The sequence below is a fragment of the Micromonospora humi genome (genome assembly GCF_900090105.1).
Lineage (GTDB): Bacteria > Actinomycetota > Actinomycetes > Mycobacteriales > Micromonosporaceae > Micromonospora > Micromonospora humi.
Genome location: NZ_FMDM01000007.1, coordinates 159,247 through 182,496, shown reverse-complemented (window position 1 = coordinate 182,496; position 23,250 = coordinate 159,247). Strand labels below are relative to the sequence as shown.

General features: G+C 74.4%; 25 protein-coding genes. 13 read left to right on the top strand and 12 right to left on the bottom strand.

Translation table 11 applies throughout. The features are described from left to right. Positions 1–3 precede the first annotated feature (3 nt). Positions 4–402, top strand: a complete 399-nt coding sequence (locus GA0070213_RS15825; RefSeq protein WP_091063777.1) for a PLD nuclease N-terminal domain-containing protein — start codon at positions 4–6, stop codon at positions 400–402. A gap of 54 nt (positions 403–456) precedes the next feature. On the opposite strand, the gene GA0070213_RS15820 is transcribed toward GA0070213_RS15825, so the two are convergent. Beyond that, positions 457–2,079 carry an acetolactate synthase gene (locus tag GA0070213_RS15820; protein ID WP_091063773.1) on the bottom strand — a complete coding sequence of 541 codons (1,623 nt, stop codon included), beginning with the start codon at positions 2,077–2,079 and terminating at the stop codon, positions 457–459. Positions 2,080–2,151: 72 nt separating this feature from the next. Then, positions 2,152–2,925, bottom strand: a complete 774-nt coding sequence (locus tag GA0070213_RS15815) for an enoyl-CoA hydratase-related protein (protein WP_091063770.1) — start codon at positions 2,923–2,925, stop codon at positions 2,152–2,154. A gap of 97 nt (positions 2,926–3,022) precedes the next feature. On the opposite strand from GA0070213_RS15815, the gene GA0070213_RS15810 reads away from it, so the two are divergent. Beyond that, positions 3,023–3,544, top strand: coding sequence for a DUF6232 family protein (locus tag GA0070213_RS15810; RefSeq protein WP_091063767.1), 522 nt, complete (start codon positions 3,023–3,025; stop codon positions 3,542–3,544). Here GA0070213_RS15810 and GA0070213_RS15805 read toward each other — a convergent pair. Beyond that, a complete protein-coding gene (locus GA0070213_RS15805) occupies positions 3,490–3,900 on the bottom strand; it encodes a nuclear transport factor 2 family protein (protein ID WP_091063763.1) in 411 nt (136 codons plus the stop codon). The two genes, GA0070213_RS15810 and GA0070213_RS15805, sit on opposite strands and share 55 nt — an antisense overlap. Before the next feature lie 56 nt (positions 3,901–3,956). On the opposite strand from GA0070213_RS15805, the gene GA0070213_RS15800 reads away from it, so the two are divergent. The 3 genes from GA0070213_RS15800 (at position 3,957) to GA0070213_RS15790 (ending at position 5,808) form a co-directional block, all read left to right on the top strand. Then, a complete protein-coding gene (locus GA0070213_RS15800; RefSeq protein ID WP_091063759.1) occupies positions 3,957–4,439 on the top strand; it encodes a DUF6232 family protein in 483 nt (160 codons plus the stop codon). Continuing rightward, positions 4,436–4,801 carry a DoxX family protein gene (locus GA0070213_RS15795; protein WP_091063757.1) on the top strand — a complete coding sequence of 122 codons (366 nt, stop codon included), beginning with the start codon at positions 4,436–4,438 and terminating at the stop codon, positions 4,799–4,801. The genes GA0070213_RS15800 and GA0070213_RS15795 overlap by 4 nt, the downstream gene beginning before the upstream one ends. A gap of 95 nt (positions 4,802–4,896) precedes the next feature. Further along, entirely contained in the window at positions 4,897–5,808 is a 912-nt protein-coding gene (locus GA0070213_RS15790) for an alpha/beta hydrolase family protein (protein WP_091064430.1), read from the top strand. A 33-nt stretch (positions 5,809–5,841) separates the two neighbouring features. Here GA0070213_RS15790 and GA0070213_RS32210 read toward each other — a convergent pair whose 3' ends face one another. Continuing rightward, entirely contained in the window at positions 5,842–6,438 is a 597-nt protein-coding gene (locus GA0070213_RS32210; protein ID WP_245716414.1) for a hypothetical protein, read from the bottom strand. A gap of 27 nt (positions 6,439–6,465) precedes the next feature. After that, on the bottom strand, positions 6,466–7,389 hold the full coding sequence (locus tag GA0070213_RS32205) for an alpha/beta fold hydrolase (RefSeq protein ID WP_245716413.1): 924 nt from the start codon (positions 7,387–7,389) through the stop codon (positions 6,466–6,468). Between the two features lie 94 nt (positions 7,390–7,483). Here GA0070213_RS32205 and GA0070213_RS15780 point away from each other — a divergent pair, with 94 nt between their 5' ends. Further along, a complete protein-coding gene (locus GA0070213_RS15780) occupies positions 7,484–8,245 on the top strand; it encodes a hypothetical protein (RefSeq protein ID WP_091063754.1) in 762 nt (253 codons plus the stop codon). A gap of 63 nt (positions 8,246–8,308) precedes the next feature. Here GA0070213_RS15780 and GA0070213_RS15775 read toward each other — a convergent pair whose 3' ends face one another. Together GA0070213_RS15775 and GA0070213_RS15770 are read right to left on the bottom strand one after the other, a co-directional pair. Further along, on the bottom strand, positions 8,309–9,205 hold the full coding sequence (locus GA0070213_RS15775; protein ID WP_091063751.1) for a ribokinase: 897 nt from the start codon (positions 9,203–9,205) through the stop codon (positions 8,309–8,311). A gap of 18 nt (positions 9,206–9,223) precedes the next feature. Further along, complete coding sequence (locus GA0070213_RS15770) at positions 9,224–10,063, bottom strand: ABC transporter ATP-binding protein (RefSeq protein ID WP_091063748.1); 840 nt, start codon at positions 10,061–10,063, stop codon at positions 9,224–9,226. Positions 10,064–10,194: 131 nt separating this feature from the next. Between GA0070213_RS15770 and GA0070213_RS15765 the strand changes: the two genes are divergently transcribed. Further along, on the top strand, positions 10,195–11,199 hold the full coding sequence (locus tag GA0070213_RS15765; RefSeq protein WP_091063744.1) for an ATP-binding cassette domain-containing protein: 1,005 nt from the start codon (positions 10,195–10,197) through the stop codon (positions 11,197–11,199). Beyond that, positions 11,196–12,206 carry an ABC transporter permease subunit gene (locus GA0070213_RS15760; protein WP_091063741.1) on the top strand — a complete coding sequence of 337 codons (1,011 nt, stop codon included), beginning with the start codon at positions 11,196–11,198 and terminating at the stop codon, positions 12,204–12,206. The genes GA0070213_RS15765 and GA0070213_RS15760 overlap by 4 nt, the downstream gene beginning before the upstream one ends. 105 nt (positions 12,207–12,311) lie before the next feature. On the opposite strand, the gene GA0070213_RS15755 is transcribed toward GA0070213_RS15760, so the two are convergent. After that, on the bottom strand, positions 12,312–13,517 hold the full coding sequence (locus tag GA0070213_RS15755) for an ROK family transcriptional regulator (RefSeq protein WP_091063738.1): 1,206 nt from the start codon (positions 13,515–13,517) through the stop codon (positions 12,312–12,314). Between the two features lie 124 nt (positions 13,518–13,641). Between GA0070213_RS15755 and GA0070213_RS15750 the strand changes: the two genes are divergently transcribed. Both GA0070213_RS15750 and GA0070213_RS15745 read left to right on the top strand, forming a co-directional pair. Next, on the top strand, positions 13,642–15,096 hold the full coding sequence (locus GA0070213_RS15750; RefSeq protein ID WP_091063734.1) for a glycoside hydrolase family 3 N-terminal domain-containing protein: 1,455 nt from the start codon (positions 13,642–13,644) through the stop codon (positions 15,094–15,096). A gap of 88 nt (positions 15,097–15,184) precedes the next feature. Beyond that, on the top strand, positions 15,185–15,859 hold the full coding sequence (locus tag GA0070213_RS15745; protein ID WP_091063731.1) for a TetR/AcrR family transcriptional regulator: 675 nt from the start codon (positions 15,185–15,187) through the stop codon (positions 15,857–15,859). A 171-nt stretch (positions 15,860–16,030) separates the two neighbouring features. Here the strand turns inward: GA0070213_RS15745 and GA0070213_RS15740 are convergent, their stop codons facing one another. Beyond that, positions 16,031–16,693: a GNAT family N-acetyltransferase gene (locus tag GA0070213_RS15740; RefSeq protein ID WP_091063729.1), complete on the bottom strand. Its 663-nt coding sequence runs from the start codon at positions 16,691–16,693 to the stop codon at positions 16,031–16,033. A 106-nt stretch (positions 16,694–16,799) separates the two neighbouring features. Here GA0070213_RS15740 and GA0070213_RS15735 point away from each other — a divergent pair, with 106 nt between their 5' ends. The 3 genes from GA0070213_RS15735 (at position 16,800) to GA0070213_RS15720 (ending at position 19,401) form a co-directional block, all read left to right on the top strand. Further along, entirely contained in the window at positions 16,800–17,495 is a 696-nt protein-coding gene (locus GA0070213_RS15735) for a response regulator transcription factor (protein ID WP_091063725.1), read from the top strand. Continuing rightward, entirely contained in the window at positions 17,488–18,510 is a 1,023-nt protein-coding gene (locus GA0070213_RS15730; RefSeq protein ID WP_091063720.1) for a sensor histidine kinase, read from the top strand. The genes GA0070213_RS15735 and GA0070213_RS15730 overlap by 8 nt, the downstream gene beginning before the upstream one ends. A 372-nt stretch (positions 18,511–18,882) precedes the next feature. After that, positions 18,883–19,401, top strand: coding sequence for a hypothetical protein (locus GA0070213_RS15720; protein WP_091063717.1), 519 nt, complete (start codon positions 18,883–18,885; stop codon positions 19,399–19,401). Between the two features lie 48 nt (positions 19,402–19,449). Here the strand turns inward: GA0070213_RS15720 and GA0070213_RS15715 are convergent, their stop codons facing one another. The 3 genes from GA0070213_RS15715 to GA0070213_RS15705 all read right to left on the bottom strand — a co-directional run bounded on the left by GA0070213_RS15715 (position 19,450) and on the right by GA0070213_RS15705 (position 23,223). After that, positions 19,450–20,187 (bottom strand): Clp protease N-terminal domain-containing protein, encoded by a 738-nt coding sequence (locus tag GA0070213_RS15715; RefSeq protein ID WP_091063708.1) that lies wholly within the window; start codon positions 20,185–20,187, stop codon positions 19,450–19,452. A 9-nt stretch (positions 20,188–20,196) separates the two neighbouring features. Next, positions 20,197–20,784, bottom strand: a complete 588-nt coding sequence (locus GA0070213_RS15710; protein WP_139128681.1) for a DUF4760 domain-containing protein — start codon at positions 20,782–20,784, stop codon at positions 20,197–20,199. 78 nt (positions 20,785–20,862) lie between these two features. Further along, positions 20,863–23,223 carry a ricin-type beta-trefoil lectin domain protein gene (locus GA0070213_RS15705; RefSeq protein WP_091063701.1) on the bottom strand — a complete coding sequence of 787 codons (2,361 nt, stop codon included), beginning with the start codon at positions 23,221–23,223 and terminating at the stop codon, positions 20,863–20,865. Positions 23,224–23,250: the final 27 nt, after the last annotated feature.

Here is a 23,250-nt window from a genome sequence, read left to right as displayed (position 1 = left end):
GGCATGGCCCGCCTCTACGTACTGCTGTTCCTGGTCCAGGTCGTGCTCGCCGTCTGCGCGCTGATCAGCTGCCTCTCCGCCGAGGACGAGCAGGTCAAGGTGCTGCCCCGGCTGGTCTGGGTGCTGGTCATCCTCTTCTTCCCGCTGGTCGGCTCGATCGCCTGGTTCGTGGCCGGGCGGGAGCGCGCCACGGGGCCGGGCGGCGTCGCCGCGTCCGGCGGGCCCGCCGCACCGGCCCGCCGCCCGGTCGCGCCGGACGACGACCCGGACTTCCTCGCCTCGCTCGACAAGCGCTCCCGCGACGAGGACCGGGAGCGCCTCCAGCGCTGGGAGGACGACCTGCGCCGCCGCGAGGAGGAGCTGCGCGACCGACCCGACGACCGGGACCGCCCGGAGGTCTGAGCGCCGCGACGGCCGCCGCCGGTCACCCGGGCGAGCGGCCGTGCGGCGTCGCGGTCAGGCCAGGTTCGACGACCGGGGGTACGCGTCGGTCGGGTCGGTCAGCACGTTGACCAGGTACGGCACGCCGGCGTCGAACGCGCGGCCGAGCGCCGGGCCGAGGTCGGCGGCCTTCTCCACCGTCTCGCCCGCGCCGCCGAGCGCCTCGACCACCCGGTCGTAGCGCAGCCCGGGCTGGAGGTCGGCGGCCACGTCGTAGCCGTACATGGCGCGCATCGGGTGCTTCTCCAGCCCCCAGATGCCGTTGTTGCCGACCACGATCACCACCGGCAGGTTCTGCCGGGCCAGCGACTCCACGTCCATCAGCGAGAAGCCGGCCGCGCCGTCGCCCATCAGCACGCAGATCTGCCGGTCCGGGTGGCTGACCCGGGCGCCCATCGCGTAGCCCATGCCGGTGCCGAGGCAGCCGTACGGGCCGGGGTCGAGCCAGGTGCCGGGCTGGGCCGGTTCGAGGTACTTCCCGGCGTACGAGACGAAGTCGCCGCCGTCGCCGATGGTGATGGCGTCCGGGGCGAGCACCCTGCGCAGCTCGCCGTAGACCCGGGCCGGCCGGATCGGGTCGGTCTCGGCGCCCATCTCCTCGGCGTCGCGGGCCTTCGCGGCGTCCTCGGCGGTGCGCAGCTCGGCGATCCAGTCGGCGTGGTCAGCCCGGTCGCCGCGGTGCTCGGCGAACGCCCCGAGGATCAGGCGCAGGTCGCCGGCGGGCGCGGCGGCCGGCTGCACGTGCCCGGCGCGCTGGCTGGGCGCGTCCACCACGTGCACGACTGTCGCGTCGCCGAAGTCGCCGAAGGAGAGCCGGAAGTCGAGCGGCGTGCCGACCACCACCACCACGTCGGCGCCCTTGAGCCCGACCCGGCGGGCCTTGGCGAACGACAGCGGGTGCGTCGGCGGCAGCGCGCCCCGGCCCATCCCGTTGGTGAACACCGGCACCTGGAGGGACTCGGCGGCGGCGCGCAGCGCGTCGACCGCGTCCCCGGCGTACACGTCGGAGCCGGCGATGATCACCGGCCGGGACGCGCCGGCGATCAGGCCGGCCGCCTTCGCCACCTCGTCCGGGTCGGGCTCGATCGGCGCCGGGGCGGCGACCGCCGGGAGGTCGGCGTCGCCGACGGAGAAGACCGCCTCGAGGGGGAAGTCCAGGAAGACCGGGCCGCGGTGCGGGGTGAGCGCGGTGGTCAGCGCCGCGGAGACCGCCCGTGGGATGTCGTCGGCGCTGAACACCGTCTCGGCGTGCTTGGTCACCGGCGCGACCAGCGGCAGGTGGTCCATCTCCTGGAGGCTGCCCGAGCCCCAGCGGAACTGCGGGGCCCGCCCGCCCATCACCAGCACCGGCGAGGCGTTGAAGAACGCGCTGGTCAGCCCGGAGACGCCGTTGGTGACGCCGGGGCCGGCGGTGAGCACGGCCAGGCCGGGGCGGCGCTGGAGCTTGGCCACCGCCTCGGCGGCGAACACGGCGGACTGCTCGTGCCGCACGTCGTAGAGCGGAAAACCGGCCTTGTGCGCGGCGTCGTAGAGCGGGAAGACGTGCCCGCCGGAGAGCGTGAACATCTCCCGTACGCCGTGCGCGCGCAGCGCCGCCAGCGCCAGCTCGCCGCCGTGCCCCTCGACGTGTTCCGTCATGCCACTCCCCTTCGTCGCGCGACCGGAGTCACACGCTACTGGCCGGTAGACGAGATGTGAACAGCCCTCGCGTCAGCGCCCGGTGAAGCCCGGCTTGCGCTTCTCCACGAACGCGGCCATGCCCTCGCGCCGGTCGTCGGTGGCGAACAGCGCCGCGAAGAGCTGGCTCTCCCAGGCCAGGCCGGAGGTGAGATCCATGTCCAGACCCGCGTCGACGGCCACCTTCGCCGCCCGCAGCGCCTGCACCGGCCCGGTCAGGAACGGCTTCACGTACGCCAGCGCGGCGTCGTAGACCTCGGCGGCCGGAACCACCCGGTCGGCCAGACCGATGCGCAGCGCCTCCTCGGCGTCCACCATCCGGCCCGTCATGATCAGATCCTTGGCGCGGGCCGGACCGACCAGCCGGGCCAACCGCTGGGTGCCGCCGGCGCCCGGGATCACGCCCAGCTTGATCTCCGGCTGGCCGAGCTTCGCGTCGGTGGCCACGATCCGCCAGTCGCAGGCCAGCGCCAGCTCACAGCCGCCGCCGAGCGCGTACCCGGTGATCGCGGCGACGACCGGCTTGGGGATCCGGGCGATCGCGCCCAGCGCGCTGGAGAGGTCGGCGGCCCGCTCCGCCATGTCCACGTAGGACATGTCGGCCATCTCCTTGATGTCCGCGCCGGCCGCGAAGACCTTCTCCCCGCCGTACACGATCACGGCGCGGACCTCGGCGTCGGCGGTGGCCGCCGCCGCGGCGGCGCGCAACTCCTCCTGGACCTGCGTGTTCAGCGCGTTCATCGGCGGTCGCTCCAACCGGATGGTGCCGACGCCGTCCTTCACTTCCAGCCTGACGAACTCGCCCACGCTGCCCTCACTTCCTCGTCGAAGTCGCGTGCCAACCTTACGACCCGCCTCGTTGGGGTAGACAGTGCGGTAGACGCCGGACACCGGGAGTGAGGCCATGACCACCTACTACGACGACCGGTCGGTCCGGGTCACCTCCACCGCCCTGCGGGTCGACGACCGCAGCTGGCCGCTGGCCGAGCTGACCATGGTCTGGCACCGGCGGGGCAGCCGCTCGTGGCGGGTGCTCGCCGGCCGCGGCGCGATCGGCGCGGCACTCGCCGGGCCGCTGGTGGCCGCGCTGCTGGGCATCGCGCTCGCGGTCTGGCTGCACCGCTCGCTCACCGTCACCATCGCCATCGTCGGCGCCTCGGTGCTGGTCGGCCTCGCCGTCGGGCCGCTCGCCGACGTGCTCTTCGAGCACCTGGACCGCTCCTACGTGCGGGGCAGCCGGGAGTGGGAGATGTGGGCGACCTGGCAGGGGCGGCCGGTGCGGCTGCTGAGCACCGGCGACGCGCTGCGCTTCGGCCAGATCTACCGGGCGGTGCAGCGGGCCATGGAGCGGGCGCCCGCCGCCGCGCCGGCTCAGAACTCGATCGGCTCGTCCGGCAGCAGGCCCAGCCCGCGCAGCAGGCCGTAGGTGTCCTGCTCGCCCCAGAACTGCACGATCCGGCCGCCGGCCAGGCGGTACATCTTGCACGCGCTCTGCACCGTGGTCGCCCCGGTCGCGTCCCGCCGGTAGGTCTGCGCCACCGACACCACCACCCGGTCACCGGCCGCGAAGATCTCCACGATCTGCTGGTCGAGCACGGTGAGGCCGGGTGACGAGACGGCCGCCTCCGGGTAGCGGCGGCCGCGCACCGCCGCGCCGGAACCGTAGATCTCCACGTCCTCGTCCACCACCTCGGCCAGCTCGGCGAGGTCCTTCGTGACGAAGGTCCGCAGGTAACGCCGGACCACCTCGATGTTGCGCGCCCGCTCGTCGGAGTCCGCCATACCGGCCACGCTACCGACAGGTTCCGCCCGCGCACGCCGAGTGGGTACGCTGATTTATGACCCTCTATTACCGGGACGACGCGGTACAGGTCACCTCGCAGGCCATCCACGCCGGTGGGCAGGTCGTCCCGCTCGCCGACGTCACCTTCGTCTGGCACGCCCGGGGCCGGACCACGGCGGCGGTACGGGGCCGGGTGCTCGGGCGGGGCGTACTGGTCCTGCTGCTGTCGCTGCCGCCGCTGGTGGCGCTGGTCTGCGTACTGTCGCTGGCCTGGGCGGCGCAGGACCGCGGCGACTGGAAGCTGGCCCTGATCATCGTGGCCGCGTTCGTGGTGGTCGGGCTGGCGCTCACCCCGTTCCTGGAGGTGCCGCTCGGCTGGCTGGACCGCTCCTACGAGCGCGGCAACCGGGTGCATGAGCTGTGGGTGCAGGTGCACGGGCGGGAGACGATGCTGGTCCGCACGCCCGACGCGCTACGGTTCGGGCAGATCTACCGGGCCGTGCAACGCGCCGTCGAACAACAGGGAGACCGACGATGACCCACCGTCGCGGCGAGGCCGTCGCGCTCGCCGGGCTGCTCGCCGCCGCGGGCGTCACCCACGTCGTCCGGCCCGGCTTCTACGACCCGATCGTGCCGCGCGTCCTGCCCGGGCCGGCCCGCTTCTGGACGTACGCCTCCGGGGTGGCCGAGCTGGCCGTGGCCGCGGCGGTGGCGCGTCCGGCGACCCGCCGGTCCGGTGGCCTCGCCGCGGCGGCGCTGTTCGCCGCCGTGCTGCCGGCGAACGCGCAGATGGCCTGGGACTGGCGCCGGCGCCGGCCGGTGAAGCGGGCGATCGCCTACGGCCGGGTGCCGATGCAGGCCCCGCTGATCTGGTGGGCGCTGCGGGTCGCCAGGTCATAACGCCCCCGCGATGGACCAATCGGGTTGTTACCCCGGACGCCCGTCTTTGCTCTCCTGAGTGGACGTTCATGTCCATCGATCAGCAGGAGGGTGACATGTTGCGGAGACTCACCGTCGCGGTCGCGGCGGCGCTCAGCCTGGCGCTGCCGGCGACCGGGGCCCAGGCCGGCGCCACGACCTCGGCCGACCCGTCCGCCCCCGGCCGGTACGCGGCCGGCTACGTCGACGCCACCGTCAGCGCCGCCGGGCGCTCCTTCTCGGCCCGGATCACCTACCCGGCCACCGCCGCCGGCAACGGACAGCCGGTCGCCGCCGGGCGGTTCCCGACGATCGCGTTCGGCCACGGCTTCCTGCAGTCCGTGTCGAAGTACTCCTCGACGCTGTCGCACCTGGCGACCTGGGGCTTCATCGTCGTCGCCCCGACCTCGCAGGGCGGGTTGTCGCCCAACCACAGCGCCTTCGCCGACGACCTCAACGCGGCGCTGACCTGGACCGTGGCGCAGGACACCACGAGCGGTTCCCGGTTCGCCGGGCACGTGGACGTCGCCCGGCTGGGCCTGTCCGGGCACTCCATGGGCGGCGGGGCCAGCATCCTGGCCGCGGCCCGCAACCCGCGCGTGGTGACGGTGGCGAACCTGGCCGCCGCCGAGACCAACCCGTCCGCCGTCGCGGCCGCCGCCACCCTCACCGTCCCGGTGCAGCTGATCTCCGGGGACCGGGACGGCATCGCACCCCCCGCCGATCACCAGCGCCCCATCTACGCCGCCAAGCCCCCGGTCAAGCAGCTCCGGACGATCAGGGGCGGTTCGCACTGCGGCTTCATGGACAGCGGCTCGCTCTTCTGCGACAGCGGCTCGATCAGCCGCCCCGCCCAGCTCCAGCTCACCCGCCGGCTACTCACCGAGTGGTTCCTGCGGCACCTGGCCGGCGACACCGCCTACGACGACGCGGTCTGGGGCGACCCGGCCCGCACCGACCCGCAGGTGGTCTTCGAGGGCGTGCGCTGAGGCCACGGGCCGGGGCGAGGCGCCCGCCCCGGCTCAGGTCAGCGGCAACGTGGTGGCGACCGGCCAGGCGAGCAGCACCGCGCCGACGGCCGCCGGCAGCCACCACGGCGCGCCCCGCCGGCGCAGCACCCCGGCCCAGGCCGCCTGCCAGGCCACCAGCGCCGCGAAGAGCGGCACCACCAGCAGCACGAACCCGGGCGCCAGGCCGGTCACCGCAGCCCCGGCCAGCACCACCACGGCGATCCCGCCGATCGCCGCGTAGCGCCCGCCCCGGCCCTCGGCGACCAGTTCGGCGCCGAGCAGGAAGGCCAGGCAGCAGAGTGCCACCAGGGGCAGCAGCCACCAGCGGGCCCCGACCGGCGCGGCCGAGGTGAACCCGAGGTGCAGCGGCAGCGCGACGGCCGCTGCCGCGTACCCGAGGAGCACCACCGCCGGCACGGCGGCGCGCAACGGCCCGACGGTGTCGCCGGCCGGTGGTCGACCCGGCCGGAACAACAGGTGCGCGCCGGCCAGCAGCACGCCGGTGAGCAGGAGGAACACGGCGACGTGTCCGCCGACCGCGAGCGGCAGCCGGGCGGTCGGCAGTGGGGCGGCCAGCGCCGCGCCGAGCCCGGCCGCCGGCATCGCCACCGCGAGCCACCGCCCAGGCCGGGGACGCTACCCGCCGGTCGGGTCCGCGGGCCCGCCCGCCGTCCTGACCGCCGGGCCGCCCGGCGTCGCGGCGGTCGACGGATCCGGCCGGCGGCGGAGCAGCAGCCCGGCCAGCGGCACGAAGCCGAGCCCCAGCCCGAGCAGCAGCAGTGCCGTGGCGGCCGGGCGGGTCAGCGGGGCCGGCGCCGGACCGCCGGGCCGGCCCGGGAGGGCGGCGACCACCGCGTCGTGGGTACGCGGCGCGAACAGCACCGAGATGTGTTCGGTGCCCGGCGCCACCACCCGCTCCCGCGCCCCCGGTGGCCCGCCGCGCGCCGCCTCCTCGGCAGCCCGCCGGAAGTCGGGGAACTCCAGCCCGCCCACCACGAGCGTCAGGTTCCCGGCCCAGCCGGCCGGCACGTCGCCCGCGTCGGGCAGGGAGACGGCCACCGTCCGGGCGATCTCCGGGTGGGCCACCGCGTAGCGGGTGACCGCGCCGGCGCCCATCGAGTGCCCGACCAGCACGATCCGGTCCGGGTCGACGCCGGGCCGGCTCCGCAGCCAGGCCAGCGCCACGTCCAGGTCGTGCGAGAGGACCGCCCGGGCCCGCTCGTCGTCCCGGCCGGCCCCGGGCAGCCGGGCGGGGTTCGCGCCGTGCCCGGCGAAGTCGAGCAGCACCGCGACCGCGCCGTGCCGGGCCACCGAGTCGGCCAGCGGACGCATCAGCCGGGCGGAGCCGGCGAACCCGTGCGCGATCACCACCCCTGGTCGGAGCTCGCCGCTCTGCCCGGCGTGGCGTACCTCGGTGAGCGGCACCCCGGCGACGGTCGCCCGCCGGGTGTCCAGGCCGGCGTCCGCGCGGACCAGCAGCAGGGCGCCGAGCACGGCGACGAGCAGGGCGACCGCGCCGAACGCGAGGAGTCGCCGCGGGGCCGGGCCGGGGGCGGACATGCCGGCACCCTACGCGGCGCGCCCGTGTCGCGGGAGGCCCGGCGGGACGTGCGCCGCCGGGCACGGCTGGCCGGCACGACGCACACTGGTGGGCATGGCGATCCCACTTCCCCGGCCCGGCGCCGTCGTCGGCCTCACCCGTTCCGCCCTGGACCAGGCGTTCGGTTCGGCCACCGCGCTCGCCGCCGTGCCCGCCCGCGCCTTCGCCGTGCTCGACGAGGTGGAGGCGCTGGTCCGGCGGATCAACGGGGTGGTCGACCGGATCGAGGGCACGCTCGACCGCACCGACCGGGTGCTCACCGACGCGGAGACCGCGGTACGCGAGGTGGGTGTGATCAGCGCCGCCGCCACCACCGCGATCGACACCGCGACCGAGGTGGCCGCCGCGGCCGCGGTGGTGGTCGGCGAGGCGGAACGGGTCTCCGCCGCCGCCGGCACGGTGGTCGGCGAGGCCGACCGGGTGGCCCGGGCGGCGGCCGGCGTGGTCGCCGAGGCGGACACGGTGGCGGTGCGGGCCGCCGGCACGGTGGCCACCGCCGAGGTGGCGGCCGGCACGGCGACCGAGCTGCTGGCGGCGTACGAGGCGACGCTGCGCCGGGCCGCGCCGATGGCGGCCCGCTTCGTCGAGCAGCTCAGCCCGGAGGAGGTGACCGCCGCGATCCGGCTGGTCGACGAGCTGCCGAAGCTGAAGGAGCACCTCACCTCGGACGTGCTGCCGATCCTGGCCACGCTGGACCGGGTCGGCCCGGACCTGCACGACCTGCTGGACGTCACCCGCGACCTCAAGCTCGCGGTGGCCGGCATCCCCGGCCTCGGCATGCTGCGCCGCCGCGGCGAGCGCGCCGAAGGGGTGTAAGGCGGGGCCCCCTCTTAACGCATTCGGTAGAGGCGGGGCCCCCTGTTAACAGCGAGGGTCGGCTCAACCCCGGGCGAACAGCGCGTCGATCTCGGCGCGGTGCGGCAGCGCCACCGAGGCGCCGAGCCTGCGGACGCAGGCCGCCCCGGCCGCCGAGGCCCAGCGCACCGCGTCGGCCAGGTCCCGCCCCTCACCCCAGGCCACGGCGAGCGCGGCGGTGAAGGCGTCCCCGGCCGCGGTGGAGTCGACCACGTCCACCGGCACGGCGGGCACGTGCATCGGCGCCCGGTCCCGGTCGACGTACCAGGCGCCGTCGCCGCCGAGCGTCAGCACCGCGCGGGGCACCAGGTCGAGCAGCGCCGCCGGCTCGTCCCGGCCACGGCCGGTCAGCGCCTGTGCCTCCGGCTCGTTGACCACCAGCAGGTCGGTCGCGGCCAGCAGCTCGGCCGGCAGCGACCGCGCCGGCGCCGCGTTGAGCACCACCCGGGTGCCCGCCGACCGGGCCGCCAGCGCCGCCTCGGTCACCGTCTCGACCGGCACCTCCAGCTGCGCGACCAGCACGTCCGCCTCGCGTACGGCGGCCAGCTCGTCCTCGGTCAGGCCGGTGAACGCCTCGTTCGCGCCGGGGGTGACCAGGATGGCGTTCTCCCCCGCGCCACCGACCATGATCAGGGCGACGCCCGACGGGCCGTACGCCACCCGGAGGTGGGCGGTGTCCACGCCGGCGGCGGTGATCCGGGCCCGGAGGGTGACGCCGAACGCGTCCGACCCGATCGCGCCGAGGAAGACGCAGGACGCGCCGGCGCGGACCGCGGCGACGGCCTGGTTGGCGCCCTTGCCGCCGGGGAGCATGACGAAGTCGGTGCCGAGCACCGTCTCACCCGGCCGGGGCAGCGCGGTGGCGGTCCCGACCAGGTCCATGTTGGCGCTGCCGACGACGGCGACTCGGGTCTGCGGCACGGTGGGCGTCCCGTCGGCTCAGGCGGCGCGGGCGGTCCAACGGTCGCCGGCGCGGGAGACGAGCAGCGGCAGGCCGAAGGTCTTGGACAGGTTGTCGGCGGTGAGCACGTCGGCGAGCAGACCCTGTGCCACCACGCCACCCTCCCGCAGCAGCAACGCGTGGGTGAAGCCGGGCGGGATCTCCTCCACGTGGTGGGTGACCAGCACCATGGCCGGTGCGTCCGGGTCGTACGCCAGCTCGGCGAGCCGGGCGACCAGGTCCTCCCGCCCGCCCAGGTCGAGCCCGGCGGCGGGCTCGTCGAGCAGCAGCAGCTCCGGGTCGGTCATCAGGGCACGCGCGATCTGCACCCGCTTGCGCTCGCCCTCGGAGAGCGTGCCGTACGCGCGGTCGGCCAGGTGGCCCACGCCGAGCTGGCCGAGCAGCGCGGCGGCACGTGCCTCGTCGGTGCGGTCGTAGCTCTCCCGCCAGCGGCCGACCACCGACCAGGCGGCGGTGACCACCACGTCGGTGACGCGCTCCTCGGCGGGGATCCGCTCGGCGAGGGTGGCGGTGGAGAGGCCGATCCGGGTCCGCAGCTCGTTGACGTCGGTGCGGCCGATGCGCTCGCCGAGCACGTGGGCGACGCCGTGGCTCGGGTGCAGCCGGCCGGCGGCCAGGTTGAGCAGGGTGGTCTTGCCGGCGCCGTTCGGGCCGAGCAGCACCCACCGTTCGTCCAGCTCGACCCGCCAGTCGACGTCGCGCACCAGCGCGGTGCCGGAGCGCGTGACGCCGACCCCGTCGAGGCTGACCACCAGATCCGCGTCCACGGTCGAGGGGGCGGGAGCGCCGGCGGCGCCGGGGATCAGGTCACCAGTCACCGCCCCATCCAACCACGCACCGGCCCGTCGCCCCCCACGGGCGGCGTCGCGGCCATAGGGTGGGGCGCCGTGTCGTTGGTCACCGCTTCGGAAGGACGTCAGATGCCCGACCGCTGCCGGGAGGCGGGCGGATGAGCGCGGTCATCGAGATCGCCGGTCTCCGCAAGACGTTCCACACCCTGCGTCAGGGGCGCCGCGTCGCCGTCGACGGTTTCGACATGCTGGTCGAGGCGGGTCAGGTGCACGGCTTCCTCGGGCCGAACGGCTCGGGTAAGACGACCACGCTGCGGGCCCTGCTCGGGCTGGTGCGCGCCGACTCCGGCCGGATGAGGGTGCTGGGCGCGGATTCCCCGGAGCGGCTGCCCGAGGTCGCCGGGCGGGTCGGCGCGATCGTGGAGAGCCCGCAGTTCTTCGGCAACTTCACCGCCCACCGGACGCTGCGCCTGCTGGCCGTGGCCGGCGGCGTGCCCACCGGCCGGGTGGACGAGGTGCTGGAGCAGGTCGGCCTGCGGGAGCGGGGCGAGGAGCGGGTCAAGGGTTACTCGTTGGGCATGAAGCAGCGGCTGGCGGTGGCCTCGGCCCTGTTGAAGAATCCGGAGCTGCTGATCCTCGACGAGCCGGCGAACGGGCTCGACCCGGCCGGCATCCGGGAGATGCGGGACCTGACCCGGTCGCTCGCCGCGTCCGGGGTGACCGTGCTGCTCTCCAGCCACATCCTCGCCGAGATCCAGCTGATCTGCGACCACGTGACGATCGTCAGCCGCGGCCGGCGGGTCGCGTACGGGCGGGTGGACGAGGTGTTGGCCGGCTTCGACCAGCACCAGTGGCAGGTCCGGGTGGCCGAGCCGGAGCGGGCCGCGCAGTTGCTGGGCCGCGCCGGCCTGTCGGTGACCGGGCAGGCCGAGCACCTGGTGGTGACCGGGGTGGAGAATCCCGAGACGATCAGCCGCACGCTCGGCGAGCAGGGCCTGTGGGTGCGTGAGCTGATCCCGCTCCGGCCCGACCTGGAGAGCGTCTTCCTGGAGTTGACCGGCGGCCACGGGCCGGTGGCGGTGCCGCGCCAGGTGGACGGCGCGCCGGCACACGACGGAGTGATCGATCTGGACGTCTCCGACGGCCGGGAGGTGGACGCGTGAACCTGGTCCGTGCCGAGCTGGAGCGGTTGGCCGCCCGGCGCTTCGTGCAGCTCATGGTGGTGTTGCTGGCGGTCGCCTTCGCGGTGACGGTGGTGACCACGCTCGGTGGTTCACACCGGCCCAGCGCGGTCGAGCTGAGCCGGGCCCAGTCGCAGGCCGCGCAGGAGGTCCAGCGACTGGAGCTGGCGCACGACCGCTGCGTGCAGATCAAGGCGGGGACGGTCACCCCGGACGAGAACGACTACGTGCCGCGTGACTGCGCCCAGATCGACCCGGCCCGGTCGGAGCAGTTGCCGACCGCGTCCGACTATCTGAGCGGCGTCTTCGTCTTCGCGAAGGAGGCCGAGCCGCTGCTCTACTTCCTGATCGCGTTCCTGGCGCTGTTCGGGTTCCTGGTCGGCGCCTCCTACATCGGGGCGGACCTGAACTCGGGCGGGGTGGTCAACCTGCTGCTGTGGCGGCCGCGCCGGCCGACCGTGTTCGCCGCGAAGCTCGGCACGTTGCTGGGCGGCGTGCTCGGGCTCTCCGCGCTGGCGTCGGTGGCCTATCTGGGCGCGTTCTGGTTGATCGGTCAGGCGTCCGGCCTGACCGGCCGGATGGGCGGCGAGTTCTGGGCGTCGCTCGGCGCGGTCTGGGTACGCGGGCTGGTGCTCGTGCTGCTCGCCGCGGCGCTCGGGTTCGCCATGGCCACGCTGGGCCGGCACACCTCGGCGGCGCTGGGCACGGTGGCCGCGTACGTGGTGGTGTGGGAGCTGGGCGCGCGGCTGGTGTTCCAGATCCTCCAGGTCGCCCGGCCGGACCGGTTCATGCTCTCCAGCTATCTGGGGGCGTGGCTCGCCGGCGAGGTGCGGTTCTGGGACGACAGCGCCTGCGGCGCCGGGATCTCCGGGTTCTGTGACGGTTCCTACACGCTCGGCTGGCCGTCGGGGCTGGTGGTCCTGGTCGCGCTGACCGGCGCGCTGGTGGCGGCCGCGTTCGCGGTGTTCCGTCGGCGTGACCTGATCTGAGCGTGCCGGCGCGGCCCGGGCGAGCGGGCCACGCCGGCAACTCCTTGCAGTCCTGTTCGACAGGGTGAAGAATTCCTTCACATGGCGACCGGGTGGACAGGGCACTCAGCCGACCGTCGAGCCGAACACCTCGTCGCGGACCGCGTCGAGCGCGGTGCGCAGCGCGCCGCGCAGGATCGGCTCCTCGGTCAGCCCGGTGCTCACCACCCGCGGCCGGACCAGCGTGATCGCGGCGACCTCCTGCTGCACCCGTTCGGCCAGCGCGGCCCCGCCGGCCCGGCCGACCGCGCCGGCGAGCACCACCAGCGGCGGGTCGAGCACCACGCAGGTGCTCGCCACACCGAGAGCCAGCCGCCGGGCCAACTCGTCGAGCACCGGGCCGCCGGCGTCGCCGGCGGCGATGGCCGCACCGACCGCCTCGGCCGCCCGGGCCGCCGCGACGCCCTGCTCGGCCGAGTCCGGCGTCGCGAATCCGTGCTCCGCGGCCACCGCGCGGACCGCGTCGGCGCCGGCGAGCTGCTGGAACGCCGGCTTGGCGCGCCGGGACACGTCGCGCGGGATGGGCACCCCGGGCACCGGCAGGTAGCCGATCTCGCCGGCCGCGCCGCTGCTGCCGTGGTGCAGCCGGCCGCCCAGCACGATGGCCAGGCCGACGCCCGCGTCCACCCAGACCAGCACGAAGTCGGCGGTGTCCCGGGCCGCGCCCGACTGCGCCTCGGCCACCGCGGCCAGGTTCACGTCGTTCTCGAAGACGACCGGGGTGTCCAGGTCCTCGCGGAGCGCGGCGAGCAGGCCGCTGTGCCAACGCGGCAGGTTGAACGCGAACGTGATGTCGCCGGTCTGCGGGTCGACCAGGCCGGGCGTGCCCAGCACGACGCGCCGGACCGCGGACAGCTCCGCCCCGGCGCTGCTGGCGGCCCGCACCACCGCGTTGTGCACCACGCCCACCGGGTCGTCGGTGTCCCGGGTGGACTGTTCGACCCGGCCGAGGACCGCGCCGGTGATGTCGGCGCAGGCGGCCACCACCCGCTCCGCGCCGACGTCCACGCCGACCACGTACGCGCTGCTCGGGCGCACCGCGTAGAGCTGGGCGTTCGGGCCCCGCCCGCCGGCCTGCTCGCCGACCCGGGCGACCAGGCCGCGTTCCTCCAGCCGCTCGACGAGCTGGGAGGCGGTCACCTTGGACAGCCCGGTCAGCTCGCCGATGCGGGCCCGGGTCAGCGGCCCGCGCTCGAGCAGCAGTTCCAGCGCCGCGCGGTCGTTGAGCGCCCGAAGGAGTCGGGGGGTGCCGGGCAGCCGGGTCGCACTCATGCCAAGGTCCTCGATTTTTCAGTAAGGTTTCTAACCATAAAACGCCTGCCGAAGGGTGGCCGTTAGCGTATCGGCCACCCCGTTCCGAGAGAGGTCGGACGATCCGGCAGGGAAAGGGGCACAAGTGGGGTTGGATCCAGGACTCCGTCGGCTCGCGCTGGGCACGTTGCTGGCCGCGTACGCCGGCCCGGTCCCGCCGGACTGGGCGGTCGACCTGCTCGCCGACGGCCTCGCCGGGCACACCCTGTTCGGCACCAACGTGCACGACCCGGCCCAGCTGGCGGCGTCCACCGCCGCGCTGCGCGCCGGTCGCCCGGACGTGATCCTGGCGATCGACGAGGAGGGCGGGGACGTCACCCGGCTGGCCCACGCCACCGGCAGCCCGTACCCGGGCAACGCCGCGCTCGGCGCGGTCGACGACCCGGACCTCACCCGTGCGGTGTACGCGGCGATCGGCGCCGAACTGGCCGCCGTCGGCATCACCCTCGACCTGGCGCCCACCGTCGACGTGAACACCGCCGACGAGAACCCGGTGATCGGCACCCGCTCGTTCGGCGCGGACCCGAAGCGGGTGGCGGTCCACTCGGCCGCCGCGGTCGCCGGCCTCCAGTCGGTGGGCGTGGCCGCCTGCGCGAAGCACTTCCCCGGGCACGGCGCCACGGTCGCCGACTCGCATCACGAGCTGCCCACCGTCGACGTGCCGCCGGCCGTGCTGCGGGAGCGGGACCTGCCGCCGTTCGCCGCGGTGATCGACGCCGGAGTGCGCGCCGTGATGACCGCGCACATCCGGGTGCCGGCGCTGACCGCCGACGGGCCGGCGACGTTCAGCCGGGCCGTCCTGCACGACCTGCTGCGCGTCGAGTACGGCTTCACCGGCACGGTGATCACCGACGCGCTGGAGATGAAGGGCGCGGCGCTGGCCGCCGGCGGGGTGGGCCCGGCCGCGGTACGCGCGCTGGCCGCCGGCGCCGACCTGCTCTGCATCGGCGCCCAGGTCGACGCCGACCTGGTGGAGCTGGTCGCCGCGGAGATCGTCGGCGCGCTCGGCGACGGCCGGCTGGCGCGCGCCCGGGTGGAGGAGGCCGCCGGCCGGACCGCCGCGCTGGCCGGCTGGAGCGGGCCGGCCGACGCCCCGCCGCCGGCCGCCGACGACCTCGGCTACGCGGCCGCGTTGCGGGCCGTGCACGTCGAGGGCGACCTGCCCGGCCCGGCTCCCGCGCTGGTGGTGCAGGTGCACGCCACCTCCACCGTCGCCGAGGGGCGGGTGCCGTGGGGGCTGGGCCCGCACCTGGCCGCCGGGGTCGAGCAGGCCCGCGCGGTGGCCGGCGAGACCGACCCGGCCGCGTTGCGCCGGCTCGCCGGGCAGCGACCGGTGGTGCTGGTCGGGCGGCACCTGCACCGGCTGCCCGGGGCGCGGGAGCTGGTCGAGGCGCTGGCCGCCACGCACCCGGTGACAGTGGTCGAGATGGGCTGGCCGGGTGACTGGCGGCCGACCGGGGCGCGCGCCTTCGTCGCCACCTACGGGGCCAGCCACGCCAACGGCCACGCGGCGGCGCGGGTGCTCGGCCTGACCGACTGATCCGTCCCGGCCCACCGGCCCGCCGTCACCCGGCGGCGGGCCGGCGCGGTCCGCGATCGCGTCCGGGAGCCGGGATACGGTGACCCCGATGACCGAGCAGAGCACGCCGACCGCCCGGGGTGAGCAGACCCGCCGGCTGATCCTGGACACCGCCATGCGGCTGTTCCGGGAACGGGGGTACGCGCGCACCACGATGCGGGCCGTCGCCGAGGAGGCCGGCGTCTCGGTGGGCAACGCCTACTACTACTTCGGTTCGAAGGAACACCTGATCCAGGAGTTCTACGCGGACACCCAGCGCGAGCACCGTGCCGCCGCCGCGCCGGTGCTCGCCCGGGAGCGGGACTTCGCGGCGCGGCTGGCCGGGGTGCTGCACGCGGGGGTGGACGTGCTGAGCCCCTACCACTCGTTCGCCGGGACGTTCTTCAAGACGGCGGCCGAGCCGACCTCGCCGCTGAGCCCGTTCTCGGCCGAGTCGTCGCCGGCCCGGGAGGCGTCGGTGTCGCTGTTCCGCGAGGTGCTCGCCGGCTCGACCGCGAAGCTCGACGACGAGCTGCGGGAGGCGCTGCCGGAGCTGCTCTGGCTGGGCTACCTGGGCGTGGTGCTCTACTGGGTGCACGACCGCTCCCCCGGGCAGGCCCGGACCCGGCAGCTCGTGGACGGCGTGGTGCCGCTGGTCGACCGGCTCGTGGGGCTGTCCCGACTGCGGGTGCTGCGCCCGGCCACCCGGCAGGCACTCACCCTGATCCACACGTTGCGTCACTGACCGATCGCGCGATCGCAACGGCGATTCCGCAGGTCAAGTCCGTAACCAGACAAGACCAGCATCTTGCCCAGCCCAGCTGCGTTCACCTAGCGTTACGCCATCGGGACCTGGGGGAGAGGCCGCGGACCGTGGATCCGGCCCGGGATCCACGGTCCGCGCCCGCATCGCCGGTCAGTGCGGGAAGACACCGAACGAGGTCCAGCCCCGGTCCGGGAACCCGGCCGCCTCGGCGACCCGGGCGGAGGCGTGGTTGCCCGGGTTGTGCACGTAGGTGGGGATCGCCCCCTCGGCCAGCACCCGCCGGGCCGCCTGCGCCACCAACCGCCGGGCCAGGCCGCGCCCCCGGGCCGCCGGGGACGTGCCCACCGCCAGCTCGTGGCCGTAGGCGTCGTGCCGCTTGATGCCCACCCCGGCCAGGTACGTGCCGTCGGCGTCCCGGACCACCAGCACCTCGCGGAACAGGCCCAGCCAGGGCGGGGCGCCGGGCATCTCCGGTGGCCGCCACTCCCCCACGTCGGGCAGCGGCGCCGGGTCGGTGCACCAGCGGAAGACCCCGCGGTTCGTGGTGAGTTCCGGCGCGCCGACCGTCGTCGGCAGCGCCGGCAGCCATTCCTCGATCGGCCGTCCCCGGACCAGGGCCCGCACCGCCTCGACCCGCTGCGGCGGCACCGAGAGCACCGTGCTGTCGCCCACCGAGACCGCGACGGCCGGGCGCGGCCGCCCGTCCCAGGCCGGGCGGGCGCGGCGCCAGGACCGGACCACGTGCAGCCCGGGACCGGCCGGCCACTGCCCCAACCAGGTCGCCAGGTGCAGGAAGAGCCGCCGGTCGAGCACATGATCATGGTACGCCCCGCGGGCCCGCACCGACCGTAAGAACCTGGCAATGGATCACCTGTTTCCCCGTGGCTACGCTTGCGTCTCGCTACGCGGGAGGTGCGGGGTGGCGCAGCGGGTGCTGGTGGTCGACGACGACCGGACGGTCGCCGACGTGGTCTGCCGCTACCTGGAGCACGCCGGCTACGAGGTCGAACACGTCGGCGACGGTGCCGCCGCGCTGGACACCGTGTCCCGCCGGCCGCCGCACCTGGTGGTGCTGGACCTGATGCTGCCCGTGCTCGACGGGTTGGAGGTGTGCCGGCGGCTGCGGGAGCGGCCGGACGGCGTACCCATCGTCATGCTCACCGCGCGCGGCGACGAGGCCGACCGGATCCTCGGCCTGCAACTGGGCGCGGACGACTACCTGAGCAAGCCGTTCTCCCCGCGCGAGTTGGTGCTGCGGGTCCGCTCGGTGCTGCGGAGGGCCGGCGGCGAGCCGGCCGCCGCGCCGCCGGTGCGCCTCGCCGACGACGGCCTGGAGGTGGAGACCGGCCCCCGGGTGGCCCGCCTGCGGGGCCGGGAGTTGACCCTGACGCTGCGCGAGTTCGACCTGCTGGCGCACCTGATGCGGCATCCGGCGCGGGCGTTCCGCCGGGCCGAGTTGCTGGAACGGGTGTGGGGGTGGAGCTTCGGCGACCAGTCGACGGTGACGGTGCACGTGCGTCGGCTGCGGGAGAAGATCGAGGACGACCCGGCCCGACCTCGCCGCATCGTCACCGTGTGGGGCGTGGGCTACCGCTACGAGCCGGCCGATGGGTGACCTCGCGCTGATCTTCGGCGTGGCGCTGGCCGCCGCGCTCGCGGTCGGGCTGGCCGGCGCGGTCGCGCTGCGGCTGCTGCGCGGCCGGTCGATCACCGTGCACATCTCGGTGCTGCTGGCGATGTCCGTGGCCGCGGTGGCCGCCGGGGTGGCGGGGGTCGCGCAGGCCATGTTCCTCTCGCCGCACGACCTCCAGGTGGTGCTGATCACGGTCTCCGCCGCCGCCGTGGTGAGCCTGGCGGTGGGCTGGCTGTTCGGCCGCCGGCTGGCCGCCGCCGCGGTCTGGGCCGACCAGGCGCGGGCCCGGGAGCGGCGGATCGAGAAGGGCCGCCGGGACCTGGTCGCCTGGGTGTCGCACGACCTGCGTACGCCGCTGGCCGGGCTGCGCGCGATGGCCGAGGCGCTGGAGGACGGGGTGGTCGACGACCCGGCGACGGTGGCCGAGTACCACCGCCGGATCCGGGTGGAGACCGACCGGATGACCCGGCTGGTCGACGACCTGTTCGAGCTGTCCCGGATCAACGCCGGCGCGCTGCGGCTGTCGCTGTCCACGGTGGCGCTCGGCGACGTGGTCTCCGACGCGCTGGCCGGCGCCGCGCCGCTGGCCGCCGCCCGCCGGATCCGGCTGGTCGCGGCCGAGGCGGGCTGGCCGGCGGTGACCGCCAGCGAGCGGGAGTTGTCCCGGGTGGTGGGCAACCTGCTGTTGAACGCGATCCGCTACACCCCGGCCGACGGCACGGTGTCGGTGGACGCCGGGCGGGACGTCGACACCGCCTGGCTGGCCGTGGCGGACACCTGCGGCGGCATCCCGGAGGACGACCTGCCCCGGGTCTTCGACGTGGCGTTCCGCGGCGAGCCGGCCCGCACCCCGGCGGCGGCCGAGCCGGGCGGCTCCGGTGGGCTGGGGCTGGCGATCGTGCGTGGGCTGGTTGAGGCGCACGGCGGACGGGTAGAGGTCCAGAACGTCAGCGACGGATGCCGATTCGTGGTCCGCCTGCCGGCCGCCGGAATCTGACGCGTCCAGGGAACCTGACGCATGGATCCCGCGTCATATTCATTTCCATACATGGACAAGTTTCTCTGGGACGGTAGTGGTCATGCCTCAGAACCCGAATGACCGATTCCAGCAGGACGCCGAGCGGAGCTGGCGAGCGGCCGCCTCCGGCGGGCGCTTCCCTGCCCAGCCGCAGTACCGCGAGGCCCGCCACCGGGGCGCCTCCTGGTCCGAGCTGAACGCGCAGCCCGCCGGCACCTCCGCCTGGCGCGGCCTCACGACCGGATAGGGCGGGCGGCGACACACCGGCCGGCGGGCGCACCGACCTTCGTACGCCTGTGCGGTAGCGTCCTGGGGTCCGATTGTCGGCCTACGACAGGAGAAGCTCCGCGCATGGGCAAGAAGACGATCCACGTCTCCGACTTCACCGGCCAGGTGCTGTCCCCCGACGACGAGGTGGTCCGGGTCGTCGTGCTGGAGCACCCGGACCTGGTCGCCGGGCCCGTGCAACTGGACGCCACCCCGGTCGACGTGGAGAGCATCGACGACGCGGCGCTGGACGTGGCCGTGGTGGAGATCCACGACCGGCACGGCGGCGGTGAGCCGCGCCGGGTGGTGCTCACCGCCAGCGAGTTCGACGCGATGGCCACCGACGTGCCGATGGCGCAACTGCTGCGCACCGCCGAGCGGGTGAAGCCGCCGAAGGCCCGGCGTACCGCCGAAAAGATCGACTACGGCACGATCGAGCACGCCGGTCGGCCGCACCGCGGCCGGGTCACCGAGGAGGAGGCCCGGCTGGTCCGGGACCGCCTCGACGAGGTGAACAAGCGCCTCGCCGACGCCGGCATCCGGCAGGTCGACCCGGCCGACCCGGAGCACGCCGCCCGCTACGGCTTCCCGACCGCCGACTGACCACCCGGCGTCGGGCACGCGCCCCCGTGACGCGTGCCCGGCACCGGTTCAGGCCCGCTTGCGATTGAGTTCGGCGAGCGCGCCCTCCACCGCGGCCTCCAGCGACTCCTTGGTCAGGCCGAGCCCGCCGAGCACGCCGTCGTCGCCCTCCTCCTCCAGCAGGGCGAGCAGGATGTGCTCCGTACCGATGTAGTTGTGGCCCATCCGCAGCGCCTCCCGGAACGTCAGTTCCAGGACCTTCTTGGCCCGCGCGTCGTAGGGGACGAGGTCCGGGACCTGGTCGGCCTTCGCCGGCAGGCTCGCGGTGACGGCCTCCCGGAACATCTCCAGGGGTACGCCCCTGGCCTTGATCAACGCGGCGGCCAGCCCGTCCGGCTCGGCGAGCAGCCCCAGCGCGATGTGGCCGGGGACGATCTCGGCGTGGCCGGCGCCGCGCGCCTCCTCCTGCGAGGCCAGCACCACGTTGCGGGCGCGCGGGGTGAACCGGCCGAACCCGGCGTTCGGGTCGAGCGCGGCGGCGGTCTCCGCCTTGGCCGCGGAGCGCTTCTGGGCGGCCTGCTTGCTCACTCCCATGCTGCGGCCGATCTCCGTCCACGAGGCGCCCGAGCGGCGCGCCTGGTCGACGAAGTGGCCGATCAGGTGGTCGGCGACGTCGCCCAGGTGGTCGGCGACGAGCACCGCGTCGGAGAGTTGGTCGAGTGCGTCGGTGCGCCCCTTCTTGATGCCCTCGATCAGCTCGTCGAGGCGCACCGGTTGGCTCATCTTGAGCGGCTCAATCTCAGTCATGCGTCAACCCTAGGTTGACGCTTCTGCTTCGTCAACCCCAGGTTGACGCGGCACGCCGGCCACCGGACCCACCTCTGCCGGATAGCGGCCGAACCGGCGCAGGCCCAGCCTGCGCACCGCCGTCGGCCACGGCGTCTCGGTCGCCAGCACCGCGAGATGCTCGAAGTTCGACAGGTACGACTCGCCACGCGCCACCCGCTCGGCGAGGATGTACGGCTCCAGCACGGTCCACGCCTCGCGCGCGCGGTACCCGCCGGTGCCGAGCAGCAGCGCCGGCTCGACCACCTTGAAGGCCAGCATCTGGCCCAGCCCGTTGTAGTAGAGCGCGATCCGGTTCACGTGCTTGCGGGCATCGGCCGGCAGTTGACTGACCGGCACGCCCGGCGGGCAGGCGGTCCTCAGCTCGGTGAGCACGAACTGTTGGCTGTCCAGGAACGCGTCGCTCATCCGGTCGCGGGTGAGCAGCTCGATCGCGACCAGGGTGTGGTTCGCGTGCTGCGACAGCCGGAGCTGCCGGAGCGCGAAGAACGCCGAGACGACGACGGTGACCACCGAGATCGCGGCCACGACCGCATTGGTCACGACTGCGACATCCATGACCGTCATCGTAGAAAGGGCGCGCCAACCCGGCTGCGAGCAGAGCGGCCGGGTTGGCGACGGGACACCGGTGGCGGGTCAGCCGCGTACCCACTGTTGGTTGCTGCCACCGTTGCAGGTCCAGATCTGGACGGCGGTGCCGTTGGCGGTGCCGGCGCCGTTGACGTCCAGGCAGAGCCCCGAGCCGACCCCGACGACGGTGCCGTCGGCGTTCAGCCGCCACTGCTGGTTGCTGCCGCCGTTGCAGGTCATGATCCGGGCGCGGCTGCCGGACGCGGTGCCCGGCACGTCGAGGCACTTGTTGCCGTAGACGGTGAGCTGGTTGTTCGTGCCGACCGTCCACTGCTGGTTGGTCCCGCCGTTGCAGTCCCAGATCTGCACCACGGCGCCGTCGGCCTGACTGGCGCCGTTGACGTCCAGGCAGCGGTTGGCGCTCGCGCTGCGCAGCTCTCCGGTCGGGCTGCTGGAACCGTCGCCCGGCGTGATCGAGAGGTTGTCGAACTGGGCGGTGACGCCCTGCCCGGTGCCGTACCCGATCTGGCCGGCGACCCAGGTGGAGTCCGACACCGTGCCGACGGTCGTGCCGTCGACGGCCGCGGTGAGGGTGCTGCCGTTGAGCTTCAACGAGAGGTTGTGCCAGCGCCCGGTGCCCAGCGCCGCGGTGTTGCCGCTGGCCAGGGTGCGCCAGTTGCCGCTGGTGTTGTTGCTCCGGATGGACCAGGCCCCGCCGTCGGTGACCCGGAAGTAGTAGCCGTTCAGGTTCTGCGGCCCCTGGTGGTTGTAGGTGTTGCCGCGCCCGATGAGCTGCACGTAGCCGGGCTTCTCCAGCAGCACGTCCGAGGTGACCGTGTAGTTGCGCCAGGTCAGGTCACCCAGCAGGGTGTACGGCTCGGCCTGGCCGGAGGTCCAGTAGATCGGCGCCTGGTCGGACATCTGGCGGACACACTGCCCCGCCCGGCCGGCGCCGCACCCGGCGATCTCGAACGAGCCCTGCTGGTCCATCAGGTACTTGGCCTCACGACCGGTGGCGTAGCTGTCGAAGGTGTCCGCGTACGGCAGCTTCAGGTTGCCCTGCGCGGGGCTGACCGCCGTCCCCTTGCCCTGCCCGGTCGTGGTGGTGATGCTGTAGACGTAGCCGGGCTGGACGGTGAGCGAGAAGCGCCCACCGTTCGGGGTGATGTCGGCGCCCCGGACGAAGTGGTCGGCGCTGTTGTTGGACCTGAGGTTCGTCGCCCAGACGCGGACGGTGCCGGTGGACAGCCCGCCGGTGACGGTGAAGTCGAGCTGCTGGGCCGAGCCGGCGTCCTGCGTCTCGATGACGGTGCTGTAGTCGCTGTTGTTGGTGGACTTGAGCGAGACGTAGCTGCCGTTGTTGCGGTTGCCGCCGAGGTAGCCGCTGGACGCGTCGAGGTAGCGCCAGCCGGGCGCGGTGAACTGGGTGGTGTGCGCCATCACCCAGGTGCTCTTGCCGATCGAGTACGCGCCGGACCACGGCTGCTGGGCCACCGCCACGCCGGTGGTCGCCCAGGGGATGTTGGGGGTGATGGCGGCGATGGCGGGCCAGTTGATGTAGCCGGTCATCTTGCCGTCGAGGTAGCCGCGGTTGATGCCCCGGGCGAGCGCCGGCGCGCCGGCGTTGTAGTCGTCGGAACCGTTCTCGCTGGCCCAGAGCTGCTTGCCGGTGGACACCGCGTTGGCGGAGCTGGGGCAGCTGGTCTGGGCGCTGCGGTAGCCGCAGACGTAGTGGCTGCCGAAGACCTGCACGGCGTTGGCGAAAGCCGGGTCACGCAGCGATTCGTCGGCGGCGCCCCACCCGAAGTCGTCCGAGGCGACGATCTTCACATTGCCGTAGCCGCGGGAGTTGAGGGTGGAGCGCAGGTTCTTGTACCAGGTGGTGTTGTAGCCCTTCTCGTTCCACCCGCCGAGGTAGTTGATGGTCAGCCCGTGGCTGGCGGCGCAGTCCAGCCAGCCCACCAGGTAGTTGATCGAGTCGGTGGACCAGAAGTTGCCGTTGCCGATCCAGCCGGGCGCGCCCCAGGCCAGGCCGACCAGCGCGATGTTCGGGTTGCGCATCCTGGCCTGCTCCATCAGCCACCACTCGTAGCCCCGGTTGCAGTTCACGCTGCCCCGGGTGTGCTCGTGGCTGGGCTCCGCGCCGGAGGTGGAGTTGGTGTCGCCGCCGATCTCCGCCTTGAGCAGTTGCATGGCGGCGCCGTAGCCCGGCTTGAAGAGGTAGTCGAGCAGGTCGCTGCGCTGCGGCTCCGGATAGTCGATCAGTAGTCTGCTGTTTCCACCGCCACCGCTGACCGCGCCGACACCGTCGAACGCCCGCCCACCGGACCCGCCGTTGATGGTGATGGCGGTGGCGGCCTGCGCCGGGGAGGCGGACGCGGTCAGTACGGCCGCCGCCGCCAGGACCGATGCCGCCGTGGCGGACATCACCGCCCGCCACGATCGCCGTGGACG

Excerpts from the sequence above, each read along its gene's own strand:
- GA0070213_RS15805 (WP_091063763.1), bottom strand. The coding sequence starts at position 3,900 with ATGGCGGACTCCGACGAGCGGGCGCGCAACATCGAGGTGGTCCGGCGT.
- GA0070213_RS15795 (WP_091063757.1), top strand. The coding sequence starts at position 4,436 with ATGACCCACCGTCGCGGCGAGGCCGTCGCGCTCGCCGGGCTGCTCGCC.
- GA0070213_RS15715 (WP_091063708.1), bottom strand. The coding sequence starts at position 20,187 with ATGACTGAGATTGAGCCGCTCAAGATGAGCCAACCGGTGCGCCTCGAC.
- GA0070213_RS15765 (WP_091063744.1), top strand. The coding sequence starts at position 10,195 with ATGAGCGCGGTCATCGAGATCGCCGGTCTCCGCAAGACGTTCCACACC.
- GA0070213_RS15705 (WP_091063701.1), bottom strand. The coding sequence starts at position 23,223 with ATGTCCGCCACGGCGGCATCGGTCCTGGCGGCGGCGGCCGTACTGACC.
- GA0070213_RS15780 (WP_091063754.1), top strand. The coding sequence starts at position 7,484 with ATGGCGATCCCACTTCCCCGGCCCGGCGCCGTCGTCGGCCTCACCCGT.
- GA0070213_RS15710 (WP_139128681.1), bottom strand. The coding sequence starts at position 20,784 with ATGGATGTCGCAGTCGTGACCAATGCGGTCGTGGCCGCGATCTCGGTG.
- GA0070213_RS15790 (WP_091064430.1), top strand. The coding sequence starts at position 4,897 with ATGTTGCGGAGACTCACCGTCGCGGTCGCGGCGGCGCTCAGCCTGGCG.
- GA0070213_RS15810 (WP_091063767.1), top strand. The coding sequence starts at position 3,023 with ATGACCACCTACTACGACGACCGGTCGGTCCGGGTCACCTCCACCGCC.
- GA0070213_RS15825 (WP_091063777.1), top strand. The coding sequence starts at position 4 with ATGGCCCGCCTCTACGTACTGCTGTTCCTGGTCCAGGTCGTGCTCGCC.
- GA0070213_RS15720 (WP_091063717.1), top strand. The coding sequence starts at position 18,883 with ATGGGCAAGAAGACGATCCACGTCTCCGACTTCACCGGCCAGGTGCTG.
- GA0070213_RS15800 (WP_091063759.1), top strand. The coding sequence starts at position 3,957 with ATGACCCTCTATTACCGGGACGACGCGGTACAGGTCACCTCGCAGGCC.
- GA0070213_RS15745 (WP_091063731.1), top strand. The coding sequence starts at position 15,185 with ATGACCGAGCAGAGCACGCCGACCGCCCGGGGTGAGCAGACCCGCCGG.
- GA0070213_RS15755 (WP_091063738.1), bottom strand. The coding sequence starts at position 13,517 with ATGAGTGCGACCCGGCTGCCCGGCACCCCCCGACTCCTTCGGGCGCTC.
- GA0070213_RS15730 (WP_091063720.1), top strand. The coding sequence starts at position 17,488 with ATGGGTGACCTCGCGCTGATCTTCGGCGTGGCGCTGGCCGCCGCGCTC.
- GA0070213_RS15820 (WP_091063773.1), bottom strand. The coding sequence starts at position 2,079 with ATGACGGAACACGTCGAGGGGCACGGCGGCGAGCTGGCGCTGGCGGCG.
- GA0070213_RS32205 (WP_245716413.1), bottom strand. The coding sequence starts at position 7,389 with ATGTCCGCCCCCGGCCCGGCCCCGCGGCGACTCCTCGCGTTCGGCGCG.